Source organism: Sphingopyxis macrogoltabida (assembly GCF_001307295.1).
Classification (GTDB): domain Bacteria; phylum Pseudomonadota; class Alphaproteobacteria; order Sphingomonadales; family Sphingomonadaceae; genus Sphingopyxis; species Sphingopyxis macrogoltabida_B.
This window is the reverse complement of sequence record NZ_CP012700.1, coordinates 1,040,316-1,054,465: the sequence shown is the minus strand read 5'-3', so window position 1 is coordinate 1,054,465 and position 14,150 is coordinate 1,040,316. Positions and strand designations below refer to the sequence as shown.

The following is a 14,150-nucleotide window of genomic DNA, read 5'->3' as shown; positions in this document are numbered from 1 at the left end:
GCCGAGGTTCGCAACCAATATAATGCGCAGCAACTGCGCACACTATCATGGGAATTCGCCGGTTACGCCGCGCTCCTCCGCATTACCGCTTCCTCGCGATAACAAGTCTTATGCGCAGCTCGCCATAAGATGGTCCAAGCTTCGGCATAGGCATCGTAGACCGCGATCTGATCCTCGGTCAGGCAATGCTCGAGGATCTCATATTCGACACCGGCGAATGAAAGGGCCCGGGCTGTGTAGAGTCCGAGCGACTTGAGGTCCCGCGCGACCAGTTCCATCGCGGCGATGCCGCCATCGCGAATGTCGGCCACGAAGGCCTCACGGTTGGCGAAGGCGGTTTCCGGACCCCAGAGACCAAGGCGCGTCGCATAGGCCAAATTGTTGACGTCGGACGCACCTGTTGCCGAAGCGTAAAGCACCCTTGAGCGGGGCAGGAGGTTCTGCAGGCGCACGCCAGCGATACCCTGCTCCGATCCCTTGACCTTGCCTCGCGATCCTTCGCCGCCAGCAGCATTGGCCATGGCGTGCGCCTCGTCGAACACGATCACGCCGTCGAAGTCATCACCCGCCCACGCGAGGATCTGGTCGAGGCGGGTCGCATCGTTTCGACCCGAACGCAGGGTCGGATAGGTCACGAAGAGAATGCCGTCGCGCATCGCGATCGGGGTGCCCAGCTTCCAGGACGCCAGCGGCTGGATGTCGATCGGGAGACCGCTAAGCGCGGCCCAGTCGCGCCGGGCATCTTCGAGCAACGCCTCGTTCTTCGAAATCCAGATATGGCGGCGCTCGCCGCGCACCCAGCGATCGAGAATGACGCTCGCGACCTGGCGTCCTTTACCAGCGCCGGTGCCGTCCCCGAGGAAATAGCCTTGCCGGTAGACCTGACCTTCCGCCGCGGCGTTGAGCGAACAGCCCTTGTCCTCGGGTTCAAACCGGCCGGGAAGATCGCGGGCGTGAGCGCTGGCGGCGTAGATCAGGGTCTCGGCCTGTGCGGCCGACAGCAGTCCCTTGGCAATCAGCCCCTCAGGAAGCTGCGGCACTGCGTCAGGCATCGGAGCGGCGATCGACCCCATGGCGACGGACTCAACAAGCGGCGTCGGATGCCCGGCCGCGCCATCGATGGCGATCCTGCTCGGGCGATAGGGCAGATAGTGGCCGACCTGAGGGGCGACCGGCGCAGGGGTTGCAAGCGGCACGTAGTTGAGCGGCTGGATGGCGGAGGCTGCCGGCGTAATCCTTGCTGGCGTCGGCAGCGGCCTGCGCGGCGCAGTAACCGGAAGGAACGGAGCACGAGCTGGAAGGCTCGACTTTTGGGGAGCGACCCTGAGGCTGGCGCGAGCCGGTAAAGCATCGACAAGTTCGGCCAGCTGGCGGAACACGTTCGTGCGGATAGAGACAGCCTCATTGGGGCCTTCAACCTTGTCGAGTACTAGCAGCCGCGTGGTGATCCCGGTGCCATTCTTGATGAAGGCACGTTCGACCGCGACATTGAGCCGCAACGACACTGGCCCCTTCGCCCCGGCCAGAAACCGTGCGCAATCGAACCATTCAGGCATGATCGTGACAAGCCGCCCCCCGGACACCAGACGGTTCCAGGCCGACCGCAGATGGCGCAAGCCAGTGCGACTATCGTGCCCTCGCTCAATGCCGTGGGAATAGGGAGGGTTCATCAATACGACGCTCGGGATGATGGGTGGATCGAGCAGTTCTTCGATCAGCTCAGCGTCATGGCCGGTCACTCGGGCCGCAAGGAACAAGGCGCTCAGGCAGTCGCGGCGCAGCGGCGAGATTTCGTTGAGGGCAAGGCGCGAGCCGGCCTTGGCGGCCCAGACCGCGAGCATGCCCGTTCCGGCCGAGGGTTCCAGCACAAGCTCGCCAGTGGCCAGCGCGCAAGCCCGGGCAGCAAGCCAGGCAAGGCGCGGCGGCGTTGCAAACTGCTGCCATTCGATCTGCTCGTCGCTGCGATTGGTCTGGGTCGGAACCCGGGCATCGAGACCGCAGAAGAACTGTTCGGCCTCGTCAATCGGGCTCGAGAGCTGGATTTGATCTGATGCTTGCAGGTGTTGAACCTGCGCCAGCTCGAGCGCAGCGTGAGCATCACGGACTGACCATGCCCCGAGTGCATCGGTTCCGCCGAAGTGGTCCGTCATGATGCGGTTGATGTCGCTACGCGAAATCGCGCTGCCTGCCGCCAATTGCAACGCCATTGCTTTGGCTGCCGTCACGACGAGCGGCGGAGATGGTGGATCGAATGCGAAGGCGAGGGAAGAGTTGGACATGGGAAACCTCCTGAGGAGGTCCTGCGTCTCGCAGGCCTCAATCAGCCGAGGGCCCCCTCCCCTCTGGCTGGCTGATCAGGTTTGCCGAGCGAGCCTCGCCTTGAGTTCATCGTTCCAGTCGAAACCGATCGATGCTGGTGCTCGCGAGCGGATCACACGGCCTGATGCAGAATAGGCCTGTCGCGCGCGCTGATCCGCGAGTTCGCCTCCCGGATCATTGTCGATGAACAAGTGGAGCTCGCGCACACTCTCTGGAATCGCGACGAGGCCGAACCGCTCGTTACCAAGCGTTGCCCAACAAGGGACGCCAAACATCTGCGTGGCTGACAGGGCGCTTTCGATACCTTCGGCAAGGCCCAACCGGCCTGCGGCCGGCGGGGCAAGTCTGACTGCACCACAGCCGAGGCTTCCCAATGCACGCTTCGGCCGATCGAAAGCGGCGAGCCTTGCGCTCGGCGCGTCGAGAAATGTCCTGTGTATCGCGATTATGCCGATGTCAGTCGTGACGGCCGCCAACATTGCAGGGAGGTACTGTACTGCACCGCGTGGTCCGAGCGGCGTACGCTCGAGATAACGGAGCTGATCAGAGGCACGCAGAATCCCGCGCTGCGCGAGGTATCCTTCGGCAGAGCTGCCCGAGATCGCCGTCGCCGAATGCCACAAACGCCGCGCGTTGGAATTGAAGGCCCTTTTTTCCGGTCGATCAGCGGCCACGGCGCCAGAGCTATCGAACAGGTCACAGCTGCGAACACCCTGGCGGTCTAGTGCCGCAATGACCTCCTCATTCGAGCATCCCGCAAAGCAATGAAACAGGATCGCTTTCCGACCCAGTGTCACACTCAGCGAGGGGGTACGGTCGTCGTGTGCGGGGCAGCAGCACATGCCTTTGCCGCGACTCCATCTACCCTGAAGGCTTTCGACGATCGTGCGGGCGCGGCGTTCGAGTTGATGAACTTTGTCTAACGGGGGCATCGACCTTCTCCGGTTGAGGTGCCTTCCCCGCGCAGCCTCCGCTCTGCACTCGCGCCAATCCAGTTTTCCTACATCACTTGTTCTTTATATGTTCTCACTCGATTCGACTAGACAAGGATCGAGAAATGACAATCAGAACTCTCTTGATCGCGAGCATCGCGATCACTTCTGCTATCCCGGCCGGTGCTCAGGACATAGCAGCGCCAGCCACGAACGGCGCTGCGGCGATCCCATCCGAAGGCATTCGGATTGCGGAAGCATCAAACGGCTTCCAACTGGTCGAGCATGGACTCTGGCGTTCCGCGCAGACCGCCCCAGCACCGCGCCTGTCAGTGGCGGACGATAGCCGGGTCAACCTGCCATATAGATACGAACCCAATGCCAAGCCGGCCCCATCCGGGTTTCGGCGAGCGAGCTACTTGCCTCACATCTATGCCGCTGAGGCGAAGTACTCATTGCCTGCGGGCCTGCTTGATGCGCTCGTATGGACAGAATCTCGTTACAACCCTTTGGCTGTCAGCCCGGCGGGTGCCGCGGGCCTTGGGCAGCTGATGCCCGCTACGGCAAAAGAGCTTGGGGTCTTCAATCGCTTCGATCCAATGGCCAACATCTTCGGCGCAGCGCGATACCTGCGGCAGATGCTCGACAGGTTTGGCGTGGTCCACCTCGCGGTAGCTGCCTACAATGCAGGTCCCGGCGCCGTTGAGCGTGCAGGCGGCATTCCCCGCAATGGTGAGACTCCTGGCTATGTCCGCGAAGTGCTTCGCCATTGGCGCTTTTAGCGGTCGCTCCGAATTGTAGAGCGACGCTCAAGGTGAGAGTTTGCCTCTCGTCTCAGTTGCTGCGCGAGAGCATCGGTAAGCTGATCCCACACTCAAGCCGGCGGGGCTGCCCTGTCCGCGCCCGTCGCCACCCCTAGGCAGTAACGCCCCCAAGCTGCCATCAACTTCACGCGGGCGCCCGGCTGGTCGGGTGTGCCGAGATAGGTTGTGCGGCGATAGGCAGCCTGGACAGCGTCGGGCGTCTTGTGCGCGAGAGCAGCTTCTACCACGGCATCGGGGATGCCCTCATTTGCTGCCCAATCGGTGAACGCAGAGCGGAAGCCGTGGACGTGGTATGGTTCGCTCATGTCCCGCAGCACCTTGAGCAGCGTCATGTCAGACATAGGCTTACCAGCCACGCCGGGGAACACGACATCGCTCTCAGACATCCGCAGGGCATCGGCTTTTGCAAGCACGGCCAGAGCCTCGTCAGACAGCGGCACGATATGCGCCTTGTTTCGCTTCATGTGCTCGGCGGGGATGGTCCACAACCGGCTCTCCAGGTCAAATTCAGACCATGTCGCCAGGCGGACCTCCTGACTGCGCACTCCAGTCAGGATGAGCAACTCCAGCGCAAGCCGCCCGAAGGATGGCTTACGCCGTAAGGCGGTGAGGAATCCGGGCAGCGCGACATAGGGCATCGCTTTGCGATTCTCACGTACCTTCACTTGCCGTGGCAGACCGCGACCCGCCTTCAGACTGCCATTGCCCGATGGAGCCTCGCGGGAGCGCCAGCCCTTCGCGTGGGAATAATCCAGCACGGCGCAAATCCGGTTGCGGACCTGGCGGGCGGTATCGGGGATTTCCTGCCAGATCGGGGTCAGCACAGCGATGATATCAGCACTGCTGATGCTACCCGTCGGCATGTCACCCAGCTTCGGAAAGGCATAGTTTTCGAGACTGGCGAGCCACTGGCGCGCATAGACCGTGCTTTTCCAGCCCGCCTCGTTTTCGCTGTGGTACTGAGTCGCGGCAGCGCGGAACGTCACCTTGGCAGCGGCCTCGTCTTTTTTCTCGGCCAGAACATCGCGGTGGTCGACCTTAACCGCCTTACGCAAGACCGTGGCTTTTTGCCGCGCTTCTGCGAGTGTCATCTGCTTGGCGCTACCCAAGCCGATATCCTGTCGCTTGCCGTCTCGCTGGAGCCTTAGGACCCAATAGGCTCCACCACGCTTATCGACCCTGAGCACCAATCCATCGCCATCCTGATAGGTGCCAGGATTCGCCATCGCTGCCTTGACCGCTACCGCCGTGAGCTTGCCCATTTCTTCCTCCCACACTTTCAAGCCCACCTTGGGAGGGGTGCAGTGTGGGAGTAAGCCAACTTACTCCCACATCCCTCCCACACTAGCCTCCGGCTGCATGCAAACAGCAGCGGACAAATGCGGGCCAAGAAGTGCAGAATACCCTAGGTTTTCTGGGATTTCCACGGTCATTCGTGGATGCTTGCGGATAAGGGGGTGGTGGACAGGGCTGGATTCGAACCAGCGTACGGAAAACCGGGCAGATTTACAGTCTGCTGCCTTTAACCACTCGGCCACCTGTCCTTGGGGCCCGCTTTGGGAAGCGGTCCAATGGCGAAACGAGGCTTGCCTGTCAATGCCGCTCGTGGGAAAGGCGCGGCCATGAGACAATTTTCCCGTCACCGCCGCCCGCAGGGCCAGAGCACGCGCGGCCAGCCCATCCGCTTCTGGGGCCGCCATGCCGTGTTGGCGGCGCTCGCCAATCCCAAACGCACCGTCAAGCGCATCTGGGGCACCCGCGAGGCGCTCGGCCAGCTCGACCTGCCGCCGGTGATTCCGATCAGCTATGCCGACGTCACCGACCTCGCGCGCCTCGTCGCGCGCGATGCGCCCCATCAGGGGCTGGTGATCGAGGTCGATCCGCTCGAAAGCGTCTATCTCGGCGATCTGCTGCAGGAAGAGGTCGATGCCGACAGTCGGCGCCCGCTGATCGTCCTCGATCAGGTCACCGACCCGCATAATATCGGCGCGGTGCTGCGCTCGGCCGCCGCCTTCAATGCCGCCGCCATCATCACACAGGACCGCCACAGCCCGCCCGAAAGCGGCGTCATCGCCCGCTCGGCGTCGGGCGCGCTCGAAACCGTGCCGTGGGTGCGCGTCGTCAACCTGTCGCGCGCGCTCGAGGAAATCGCCGAGGCGCAATATTGGCGCATCGGGCTGATGGGCGACACCGAAACGACCCTCGGCTCGACGCTCGACGGCAGCAAGGTCGCGCTCGTGCTTGGCTCCGAAGGCGACGGCATGCGCCACAATGTCATGGAGCATTGCGACGTGCTGGCAAGGCTGCCGATCTCGCCGCGAATGGAAAGCCTCAACATCTCGAATGCCGCCGCGATCGCGCTCTACGCGGTCGCAACGGCGTGACAATAAGCCCCATATCAGGCGAAATCAGTCCTCGGCGGCGATCCGTACGCGCAGGCCGTCGAGCGCGTCGCTGAACGGGAGCTGACACGACAAGCGCGAATTGTCGTCGCGGTCGGTCGTCGAATCGAGCAGGTCGTTCTCGTCCTCGCTCATCGCGGGCATCGCCGCTTTGTCGCCCGCCTCGACATGGACGTGGCAGGTCGCGCACGAACAGCAGCCGCCGCACAGCGCCAACAGTTCGTCGAAGCCGGCGTCGCGGATATTTTCCATCACGGTCAGGCTGGTGTCGCCTTCGATTTCATGTTCGGTCCCGTCGCGCGTCACCACAATCAGCTTGGCCATGTGCATCCCCATATCGTTCGATTCGGATGGGCTATGTCGCGCGTTGCGCGGCAAATCAAGCGCTGCTAGAGCGGAAATCAGGAACAAAAGGAGAATATGCGATGGGCCTGAGCCAGCAGCAGCTCAACGCCGGAATCGACGCCCTCGCGGCGCGCGATACCAATTTCGCGCGCGCGTTCGGCCATGCGGGCTATCCCGAACCGCGTATCCGCGCACCGGGTTACACCACGCTTTTACGTACCATCGTCGGCCAGCAGGTCAGCGTCGCCGCCGCCAATTCGATCTGGAACAAGCTGGAAGCGGGTTTTGGCGAGGGCTGCCCGGCCGAAGCGGTGGCCGCCGCCGATTTCGATGCGCTGCGTGCATGCGGCCTGTCGGGACAGAAACAGGGCTATGCGAAGAGCCTCGCGCAATTGATCCTCGACGGCGAACTGAAATTCGACGCCCTGCCCGCCGACGACGAGGAAGCGATCGCGCTGCTTACCAAGGTCAAGGGCATCGGCCGCTGGTCGGCCGAAATTTACCTGCTCTTTGCCGAGGGACGCCCCGACATCTGGCCCGCGGGCGACCTTGCGGTACAGGAGGCGGTCGGCCGCATTCTCCAGCTCGAAGCGCGGCCGAGCGAGAAACGGGTACGCGAACTTGGCGAAGCCTGGCGCCCGCACCGCGGCGCCGCCGCCATCTTTAGCTGGCACTGCTATAATATGGACGTCATCTAGGGCTCACCCCTGCTATTTCTATATTGCGGGGAACCGGACAAGACGCCAATCGGGATCGCACAATCCCAGTCGATGAGGCTTTCATGACCACCACCCGCGATATCGTCACCACTTATTATGCGGCGTTCAACGCCGGCGACAGCGAAGCGATGCTCGCCTGTCTTGCCGAGGACGTCCGCCACGACGTCAACCAGGGTGATCCGCGCCACGGCAAGGCGCTGTTCCGCGAATTCAACGCGCATATGGCGAAATGCTATCGCGAACAGCTCACCGACATGGTGATCTTCGCCGAAGGCGACCGCGCCGCCGCCGAGTTCATCGTCAACGGCACCTATCTCGCCACCGACGAGGGACTTCCGGAAGCGAACGGCCAGACCTACCGCCTGCCCGGCGGCGCCTTCCTGTCGGTCAATGCCGACGGGCTGATCGATCGCGTCACCACCTATTACAACCTTACCGACTGGATGCAGCAGGTCGGCGCATGACGGTCACCGTCGCGCCGGTGACGGGGGCGGGACTGGCCGAGGTCATCCCCGCGCTCGCCCGGCTGCGAATCGCGGTGTTTCGCGACTTTCCCTATCTTTACGACGGCGACGCCGCCTATGAGGCCGATTATCTGGCCGACTTTGCCGCCGCCGACGGTGCGGTTGTCGTGGTAGCACGCGACGGCACGGAAATTGTCGGCGCCGCGACCGCCGCGCCGCTGGGGGCGCAGGACGACGCATGGCAAGCCCCGCTCGCCGCCGCGGGTTTCGATATCGCCCGCACCTTCTACTTCGGCGAATCGGTGCTGCTCGAAGATTACCGCGGGCAGGGCATCGGCCACGCCTTTTTCGACCATCGCGAAGCGCAGGCGCGTGCCGAGGGCGCCGCGCACGCCGCCTTTTGCAGCGTCATCCGCGCCGCCGACCACCCCCAGCGCCCTGCAACCTATCGCCCACTCGACGCCTTCTGGCGCGGCCGCGGCTATGCCCCGCTGGACGGCGTGACGGCATGGTTCGACTGGAAGAGCATCGGCGGTGCGGAGGAAGAGCGGCACCAGCTTCAATACTGGACGCGGAGGCTCTGATTTCCGTCATCGCCGGAACCAGTGAGCGGTAGGTATCGGCCGGTTGCGGCCGTTAGGCCAACTCTTATCCGTTCGCATCGAGCGAAGTCGAGATGCCCCTCGGGCTGGGCACAACCTCGATGGGTGTCTCGACTTCGCTCGACACGAACGGAAACGGGAAAGTCTGGAAACCACCCCACTGCCGACATCGCGTGCAGTTCGCGCTCAAATCAAAAAGGCCGGATGGATCGCTCCACCCGGCCTTTTTGATTAGTTATGCGCGAAGCTTATTTCTTCGCGGCAGCCTTCTTGGCCGGAGCCTTCTTGGCGACAGGCTCTGCCTTTTCAGCAGCCGCCTCCGGCGCCGCGGCCTTCTTCGCTGCAGGCTTTTCCTCGCTCTTGGCGGGCACTGCTTCGGCGTTCTTCGCCGGTGCCTTCTTGGCGGGCGCAGCCTCGGCGGCTTCTTCCTTCACCGCTTCCTTCTTGGCGGCGGGCTTTTTCGCCGCTGCCTTCTTGGCCGGCTTGTGGTCGTGATCATGGTCGTGACCGCAGCCCGGGCCATGGACATGGCCATCGTCGTCGGCTTCGATCGCCGCTTCGATCTCTTCGCGGGTCACTTCGCGGTCGGTGATCTCGGCCTTGTCGAACAGGAAGTCGACGACCTTGTCCTCATAGAGCGGGGCGCGGATCTGCGCGGCGGCGAGCGCGTCCTGCTGGACATATTCGACGAAGCGCTGGCGGTCTTCGGGGCGATACTGCTGCGCCGCCTGCATGATCAGCCGCTGCATTTCCTGCTGCGAAACCTGCACGCCATGCGCCTGGCCGATTTCCGAAAGGAGCAGGCCCAGACGGACGCGGCGCACCGCGATAGCGCGGTAATCGTCGCGATCCTTTTCGAGTTCGGCCTTCGCCGCCTCGGGATCTTCCTCGTGGCTGACTTCATGCTCGAGCTGCTGCCAGATCTGGTTGAACTCGGCCTCGACCATCGTCGGCGGCACGTCGAAATCGTGCGCGGCGGCGAGCTGGTCGAGCAGCTTGCGCTTCATATAGGTGCGCGTCAGGCCGTTGAGTTCCTGCTCGACCTGATCCTTCATCAGCTCTTTCAGCTTGTCGAGGCTTTCGAGGCCGAGCGACTTGGCGAACTCGTCGTCGATCTTCGAAGCCGCGGGAACCTTCACTTCCTTCACCTTGACGGCGAATTCGGCGGGCTGGCCCTTCAGATCCTCGACCGGATATTCGTCGGGGAAGGTAACCTTCAGTACCTTTTCGTCGCCGACCTTGACGCCGACGAGCTGGTCCTCGAAGCCGGGAATGAGCTGGCCCGAGCCGATCTCGACCGCCATGTCCTCGCCCGTGCCGCCGTCAAAGGCAACGCCATCCACCGAGCCGGCGAAATCGATGATCACCTGATCGCCGGTCGCGGCCTTCTTGGTCTTCGGCGCTTCCTCGAAACGCTTCATCTGGGCGGCGAATTCCTCGATCTTCGCCATCACCGCCTTGTCGTCGGCGGGGACGGTCAGGCGCTCGAGCTTCAGCCCGTCGATCGACGGCGCCGCGATGTCGGGCAGCACTTCGAGCGCCACGGTCAGCTCGGCGTCCTTGCCGCGCTCATAGCCATCGGCGAGGGTGACGGCGGGCTGCAGCGCCGGGCGCAGCTTTTCCTTCGCCATCAGGTCCTTGACGCCCTGGTCGATCGCCTTGTTCAGCGCGTCGGCCGACAGCGCCTCGCCATGCATCTTGCGGATCAAATTCGGCGGCACCTTGCCGGGGCGGAAGCCGGGCATGCGCACGGTGGGCGCAACCGCCTTCACTTCGTCCTCGACGCGCGCGTCGATGTCCTTGGCGGTGATGGTCAGGCTATATTCGCGCTTCAGGCCTTCGTTCAGCGTTTCGACGGTCTTCATTGCCTTGATCTTATCCTTGCTCAAAATCTCGTATCGACAACCCAGCCGAAATGGCGGAGTTCCCCTGTCCCGGCTTGCTGCTCGCGAAGGTGGTGCGGGCGAAGGGACTCGAACCCCCACATCTTGCGATACTGGTACCTAAAACCAGCGCGTCTACCAATTCCGCCACGCCCGCTTGAGAAGCCTCGGCCGGGTGCACGAAATCGCGCGCTGCCGCGCACGCCCGTGCGGGCCGCGCGGGGCTATAGCAGACGCGTGGCCAAGGGCAAGGGCGGAAAGCCCCCTTTACCTAGGCACATCACGCTGTCGGAACATGGCGGCCGGCCGTTCGTTGGTAAAGCAAGGAGAGCCACCATGAGCTTCAAGTCCAACCTTTACGTCCACGCCGCCGATCCGCTTCCCAAGCCGAAGCCCGACGTCATCGATCCGGTCGCCCCGCCCGAACAGCCGGTCCAGCCGACGCCGCTCGAGGATCCCGCCGGCCAGCCGCAGGAAATCCCCGGCAGCCCGGGCGGCGGCGATATCGACCAGCCCGGCCGCGGCCCCAGCGAAGTACCCCCGCAGCAGGTCTGACGCATCGCGCACCGCCGCCGTTCGATAGCATGCGAAGCACTTGACCCGTCCCTCCCGCCCCACCACGATGGCGGCGGGAGAGACATATGAGATTGACCGCCGCACTCGCCGCGCTGTTGCTGGCCACCGCCACACCCGCCGCCGCGCAGGATATCATCCTGTATCGCGGCGGCCCGATCGTCACGATGGACGGCGACACGCCGCAGACCGTCGAGGCCGTCGTCACGCGCGGCGACCGCATCGTCTTCGCCGGCACCGAAAAGGAAGCCCGCAGCGCTGCGGGCAACGACGCGTCCGTCCGCGACCTTGCCGGCGCTACCATGCTGCCGGGCTTCATCGACGCACATTCACACTTCACAGTGGCGACGATGAGTGCGGGCGGGCTTGATCTCCGCGACGGCGCGCATGCGGCGGTCACCGATATCGCCGGGCTGCAGCGGGCGATTGCCGACCATATCGCCGCAAAGGCGATCCCGCCCGGCGGCTGGGTCATCGTCTGGCAATATGATCAGGAAAATCTCGCCGAAAAGCGCCACATTACCCGCGCCGAACTCGACGCGGTCGCCGCCGACCGGCCGATCGTCGTGCTGCACGTCTCGCTCCACGGCCTTGTCGCCAACAGCGCCGCGCTTGCCGCCGCGAAGCTGACCGATGCCAGCCAGCCGCCGCCCGGCGGCATGCTGCTGCGCGACGGCGACGGCCGCCTCAATGGCGTACTCCTCGAAAAAGCGACCTTCCTGATGCTCGCCGCGATGCCGCAACCGACGGCGGACCAGAAGCTCGCCGCGCTCGACGCGGCACAAAATGCCTATTTCGCCGAAGGTTACACGCATGCGCAGGACGGCGCGACGCTGCCGCCCGACATCGCCTTCCTGACCGGCGATGCGGCGCGCGAGCGGCTGAAAATCGACCTCGCGCTGCTCCCCTTCTCGACCGGTCTCGACGCGCTACTCGCGAACCCCGACCTCCGGTTCGGCGAATATCGCGGGCACGTGAAGCTGCAGGGGATCAAGTTCGTGCTCGACGGATCGGTGCAGGCGCGCACCGGCTATTTCACCCGCGATTACCGGCGCGGCAGCCCCGAGGGACACCATCCCTGGCACGGCGAGCCCGTCCTTTCCGAAGCGGCGTTCCTCGCACAGGCAAGGAAGGTCCATGAACGCGGCTGGCAGCTCTTCGTCCACGCCAATGGCGACGCTGCGATCGACATGGCGATCCGCGGCTTCGACGCACTCGGCATCGAGGCGGCCGATAACCGCCGCCCGATCGTCATCCATTCGCAGTTCCAGCGCCCCGACCAGCTACCGGCCTACCGGCGGATCGGCGTCGGGCCGTCCTATTTCTCCAACCACAGCTGGTATTGGGGCGACGTCCACCGCACCAACTTCCCCGCCGAGGTCGTCGACTTCATCAGCCCCCTTCGCTCGGCGCGCGCCGCGGGACTGATCGCATCGAACCACAGCGACTATAGCGTCACCCCGCTCGACACGCGCTTCATGCTCTGGACCGCGATGGCACGCGTCTCGCCGACCGGCGTCGTCAGCGGCCCCGCCGAGCGCCTGACCGCTTACGAAGCCTTACAAGCGCTGACCACCGGCCCCGCCTGGCAAGTCTTCGAGGAAGACCGCAAGGGCCGCATCAAGCCCGGCCTGCTCGCCGATTTCGTCATTCTCGACAAGAACCCGCTGACCACCCCGGTCGACGGCATCAAGGCGATCAAGGTCCGCGAAACGATCAAGGAAGGCCGCAGCGTCTGGAAGGCTGCGGATTAGCGACCGGCGCGCACCGCCGCCACCTCGGCCAACATCGCTTGCAGCGCCGCCGCATCATGCCAGCGGCCACCCGTCATCACGCCCAGCGGCGCCCGCAACGTGGCGAGTTTTTCCAGCGGATTGTCGGCGACCAGCAACAGATCGGCGCGGTAGCCCGGCGCCACGATGCCGAACTTCGCCGCGCCCGGGACCGTCTTCGCGATGAACTCGCCCGGGGTGCGCGTTGCCGCCGACAGCGCCTGCCACGGCGTCAGCCCGGCGCCGCGCATCGCGTCGATCTCGTCATGCAGCGCAAAGCCGGGCACCAGCCCCGCGATCGTCGGCGCGTCGCCGCCCGCGATCAGCGGGACCCCCGCATGGGCCATCGCCTTGACGAAGCGCGCCTCGAACGCCACCCGCCGCGACAGGTCGACCGCCTTTTTTTGATAGCCCGACCGCGCCCAGTCGATCCGGTCGCCGGGCGACACATAGCGCGCCTCGGGCGCCGCGAGATAGGCTTTCACGGCCTCGGGCCTGCCGAACTGCGCCGCGATCGTGCGATAGGTGAACAGGTCGGACGTGACGAACGCGCCATGCGCCTTCACCACCGCGATCGCGTCGGCGATCCGCGCTTCGTCGGGCGGCGCCTGCTGGTCGTCCGCGGGCGGTTCGGGGAAGAAGCCGGTGAAAAATTCCTCGACATGTGCGACCATCGCCTGCCCGGCGGCGAGCTGTTTCGCGAGGCCGACCGCTGCGACATTATGCCCAACGACGCCGATCCCCTGCACGCGCGCTTCGTCGGCCAGCGCCGCGAACGCCTCCGCCGACAGGTTGGTATAGACCTTCATGAAGCTGTAGCCGTTCGCCTTTGCCAGCCGCACGATGGCGCGCGCCTCGTCGGGGGTGCGGACGATGAAATGGCCATATTGCGGGTCGCCGTCGACGACGAAGGCGGTGAAGACATAGGGCCCGGGAACGTCGCCGCGGTTCACCGCGATCCGCGTCCGTCCGGCAAAGGCGTTGGTCGCCTCGCCCATGTTGAGCATCGTCGTCACGCCATTGGCGAGCAGCAGCGTCAGGTCATCGCGCTGCGTCACATGATTGTGCATGTCGGCAAGGCCCGGCATCAGCCACGCACCGTTGCCGTCGATCACCGGCGTTCCGGCGGGCAACTTCGCCTTGATCCCGATGCTCGCGATCGCCCCGTCGGTGACGATCACGGTGGTGCGTGGAATCACGCGTTCGCGGTCCATCGGCACGACATTGACGTTTTCGAAGACGATCGTCTCGGCCCGCGCCAGTGCGGCGCAGGCGAGCATCATCGACAGCGCCAGCAGCACGCGCAGCATCCGCT

13 protein-coding genes and 2 tRNA genes are annotated in these 14,150 nt (G+C 64.5%); 7 read left to right on the top strand and 8 right to left on the bottom strand.

Annotation, left to right across the window (positions count from 1 at the left end):
• Window positions 1-62: 62 nt before the first annotated feature.
• A complete protein-coding gene (locus AN936_RS04885; RefSeq protein ID WP_054587155.1) occupies window positions 63-2,279 on the bottom strand; it encodes a strawberry notch-like NTP hydrolase domain-containing protein in 2,217 nt (738 codons plus the stop codon).
• A 75-nt stretch (window positions 2,280-2,354) separates the two neighbouring features.
• A complete protein-coding gene (locus tag AN936_RS04880; RefSeq protein WP_054587154.1) occupies window positions 2,355-3,251 on the bottom strand; it encodes a DUF7146 domain-containing protein in 897 nt (298 codons plus the stop codon).
• Between the two features lie 125 nt (window positions 3,252-3,376).
• Between AN936_RS04880 and AN936_RS23975 the strand changes: the two genes are divergently transcribed.
• Window positions 3,377-4,033: a lytic transglycosylase domain-containing protein gene (locus AN936_RS23975; RefSeq protein ID WP_084758179.1), complete on the top strand. Its 657-nt coding sequence runs from the start codon at window positions 3,377-3,379 to the stop codon at window positions 4,031-4,033.
• A gap of 92 nt (window positions 4,034-4,125) precedes the next feature.
• Here the strand turns inward: AN936_RS23975 and AN936_RS04870 are convergent, their stop codons facing one another.
• Together AN936_RS04870 and AN936_RS04865 are read right to left on the bottom strand one after the other, a co-directional pair.
• The gene (locus AN936_RS04870; RefSeq protein WP_054587152.1) at window positions 4,126-5,337 is read right to left on the bottom strand and encodes a tyrosine-type recombinase/integrase; all 1,212 of its coding nucleotides are present in this window, start codon (window positions 5,335-5,337) and stop codon (window positions 4,126-4,128) included.
• A 196-nt stretch (window positions 5,338-5,533) separates the two neighbouring features.
• Window positions 5,534-5,619: transfer RNA gene (locus AN936_RS04865), tRNA-Tyr, on the bottom strand.
• 78 nt (window positions 5,620-5,697) lie between these two features.
• On the opposite strand from AN936_RS04865, the gene rlmB reads away from it, so the two are divergent.
• A complete protein-coding gene (gene rlmB / locus AN936_RS04860; protein WP_054587151.1) occupies window positions 5,698-6,459 on the top strand; it encodes a 23S rRNA (guanosine(2251)-2'-O)-methyltransferase RlmB in 762 nt (253 codons plus the stop codon).
• Window positions 6,460-6,483: 24 nt separating this feature from the next.
• Here the strand turns inward: rlmB and AN936_RS04855 are convergent, their stop codons facing one another.
• The gene (locus tag AN936_RS04855) at window positions 6,484-6,801 is read right to left on the bottom strand and encodes a 2Fe-2S iron-sulfur cluster-binding protein (protein WP_054587150.1); all 318 of its coding nucleotides are present in this window, start codon (window positions 6,799-6,801) and stop codon (window positions 6,484-6,486) included.
• Between the two features lie 101 nt (window positions 6,802-6,902).
• Between AN936_RS04855 and AN936_RS04850 the strand changes: the two genes are divergently transcribed.
• From AN936_RS04850 to AN936_RS04840, 3 genes are all read left to right on the top strand, one after another.
• Window positions 6,903-7,520, top strand: a complete 618-nt coding sequence (locus AN936_RS04850) for a DNA-3-methyladenine glycosylase family protein (protein ID WP_054587149.1) — start codon at window positions 6,903-6,905, stop codon at window positions 7,518-7,520.
• Between the two features lie 83 nt (window positions 7,521-7,603).
• Entirely contained in the window at window positions 7,604-8,005 is a 402-nt protein-coding gene (locus AN936_RS04845; RefSeq protein WP_054587148.1) for a ketosteroid isomerase-related protein, read from the top strand.
• Complete coding sequence (locus AN936_RS04840; protein WP_054587147.1) at window positions 8,002-8,589, top strand: GNAT family N-acetyltransferase; 588 nt, start codon at window positions 8,002-8,004, stop codon at window positions 8,587-8,589. Before AN936_RS04845 ends, AN936_RS04840 begins: the two co-directional genes overlap by 4 nt.
• A gap of 266 nt (window positions 8,590-8,855) precedes the next feature.
• Here the strand turns inward: AN936_RS04840 and tig are convergent, their stop codons facing one another.
• Together tig and AN936_RS04830 are read right to left on the bottom strand one after the other, a co-directional pair.
• Window positions 8,856-10,472, bottom strand: a complete 1,617-nt coding sequence (gene tig, locus AN936_RS04835) for a trigger factor (protein ID WP_054590111.1) — start codon at window positions 10,470-10,472, stop codon at window positions 8,856-8,858.
• A gap of 90 nt (window positions 10,473-10,562) precedes the next feature.
• A tRNA-Leu gene (locus AN936_RS04830) sits at window positions 10,563-10,647 on the bottom strand.
• 179 nt (window positions 10,648-10,826) lie between these two features.
• Here AN936_RS04830 and AN936_RS04825 point away from each other — a divergent pair.
• Complete coding sequence (locus AN936_RS04825) at window positions 10,827-11,045, top strand: hypothetical protein (protein ID WP_054587146.1); 219 nt, start codon at window positions 10,827-10,829, stop codon at window positions 11,043-11,045.
• A gap of 86 nt (window positions 11,046-11,131) precedes the next feature.
• On the top strand, window positions 11,132-12,817 hold the full coding sequence (locus AN936_RS04820; RefSeq protein WP_054587145.1) for an amidohydrolase: 1,686 nt from the start codon (window positions 11,132-11,134) through the stop codon (window positions 12,815-12,817).
• Here AN936_RS04820 and AN936_RS04815 read toward each other — a convergent pair.
• The gene (locus AN936_RS04815) at window positions 12,814-14,145 is read right to left on the bottom strand and encodes an amidohydrolase family protein (protein ID WP_054590110.1); all 1,332 of its coding nucleotides are present in this window, start codon (window positions 14,143-14,145) and stop codon (window positions 12,814-12,816) included. The genes AN936_RS04820 and AN936_RS04815 overlap by 4 nt on opposite strands.
• Between the last annotated feature and the right edge of the window lie 5 nt (window positions 14,146-14,150).

Bases quoted from the DNA above. Each gene is read 5' to 3' on its own strand.
- AN936_RS04855 (WP_054587150.1), bottom strand. From the start codon at position 6,801: ATGGCCAAGCTGATTGTGGTGACGCGCGACGGGACCGAACATGAAATC.
- AN936_RS04870 (WP_054587152.1), bottom strand. From the start codon at position 5,337: ATGGGCAAGCTCACGGCGGTAGCGGTCAAGGCAGCGATGGCGAATCCT.
- AN936_RS04845 (WP_054587148.1), top strand. From the start codon at position 7,604: ATGACCACCACCCGCGATATCGTCACCACTTATTATGCGGCGTTCAAC.
- AN936_RS23975 (WP_084758179.1), top strand. From the start codon at position 3,377: ATGACAATCAGAACTCTCTTGATCGCGAGCATCGCGATCACTTCTGCT.
- tig (WP_054590111.1), bottom strand. From the start codon at position 10,472: ATGAAGACCGTCGAAACGCTGAACGAAGGCCTGAAGCGCGAATATAGC.
- AN936_RS04885 (WP_054587155.1), bottom strand. From the start codon at position 2,279: ATGTCCAACTCTTCCCTCGCCTTCGCATTCGATCCACCATCTCCGCCG.
- AN936_RS04840 (WP_054587147.1), top strand. From the start codon at position 8,002: ATGACGGTCACCGTCGCGCCGGTGACGGGGGCGGGACTGGCCGAGGTC.
- rlmB (WP_054587151.1), top strand. From the start codon at position 5,698: ATGAGACAATTTTCCCGTCACCGCCGCCCGCAGGGCCAGAGCACGCGC.
- AN936_RS04825 (WP_054587146.1), top strand. From the start codon at position 10,827: ATGAGCTTCAAGTCCAACCTTTACGTCCACGCCGCCGATCCGCTTCCC.
- AN936_RS04815 (WP_054590110.1), bottom strand. From the start codon at position 14,145: ATGCTGCGCGTGCTGCTGGCGCTGTCGATGATGCTCGCCTGCGCCGCA.
- AN936_RS04880 (WP_054587154.1), bottom strand. From the start codon at position 3,251: ATGCCCCCGTTAGACAAAGTTCATCAACTCGAACGCCGCGCCCGCACG.
- AN936_RS04850 (WP_054587149.1), top strand. From the start codon at position 6,903: ATGGGCCTGAGCCAGCAGCAGCTCAACGCCGGAATCGACGCCCTCGCG.
- AN936_RS04820 (WP_054587145.1), top strand. From the start codon at position 11,132: ATGAGATTGACCGCCGCACTCGCCGCGCTGTTGCTGGCCACCGCCACA.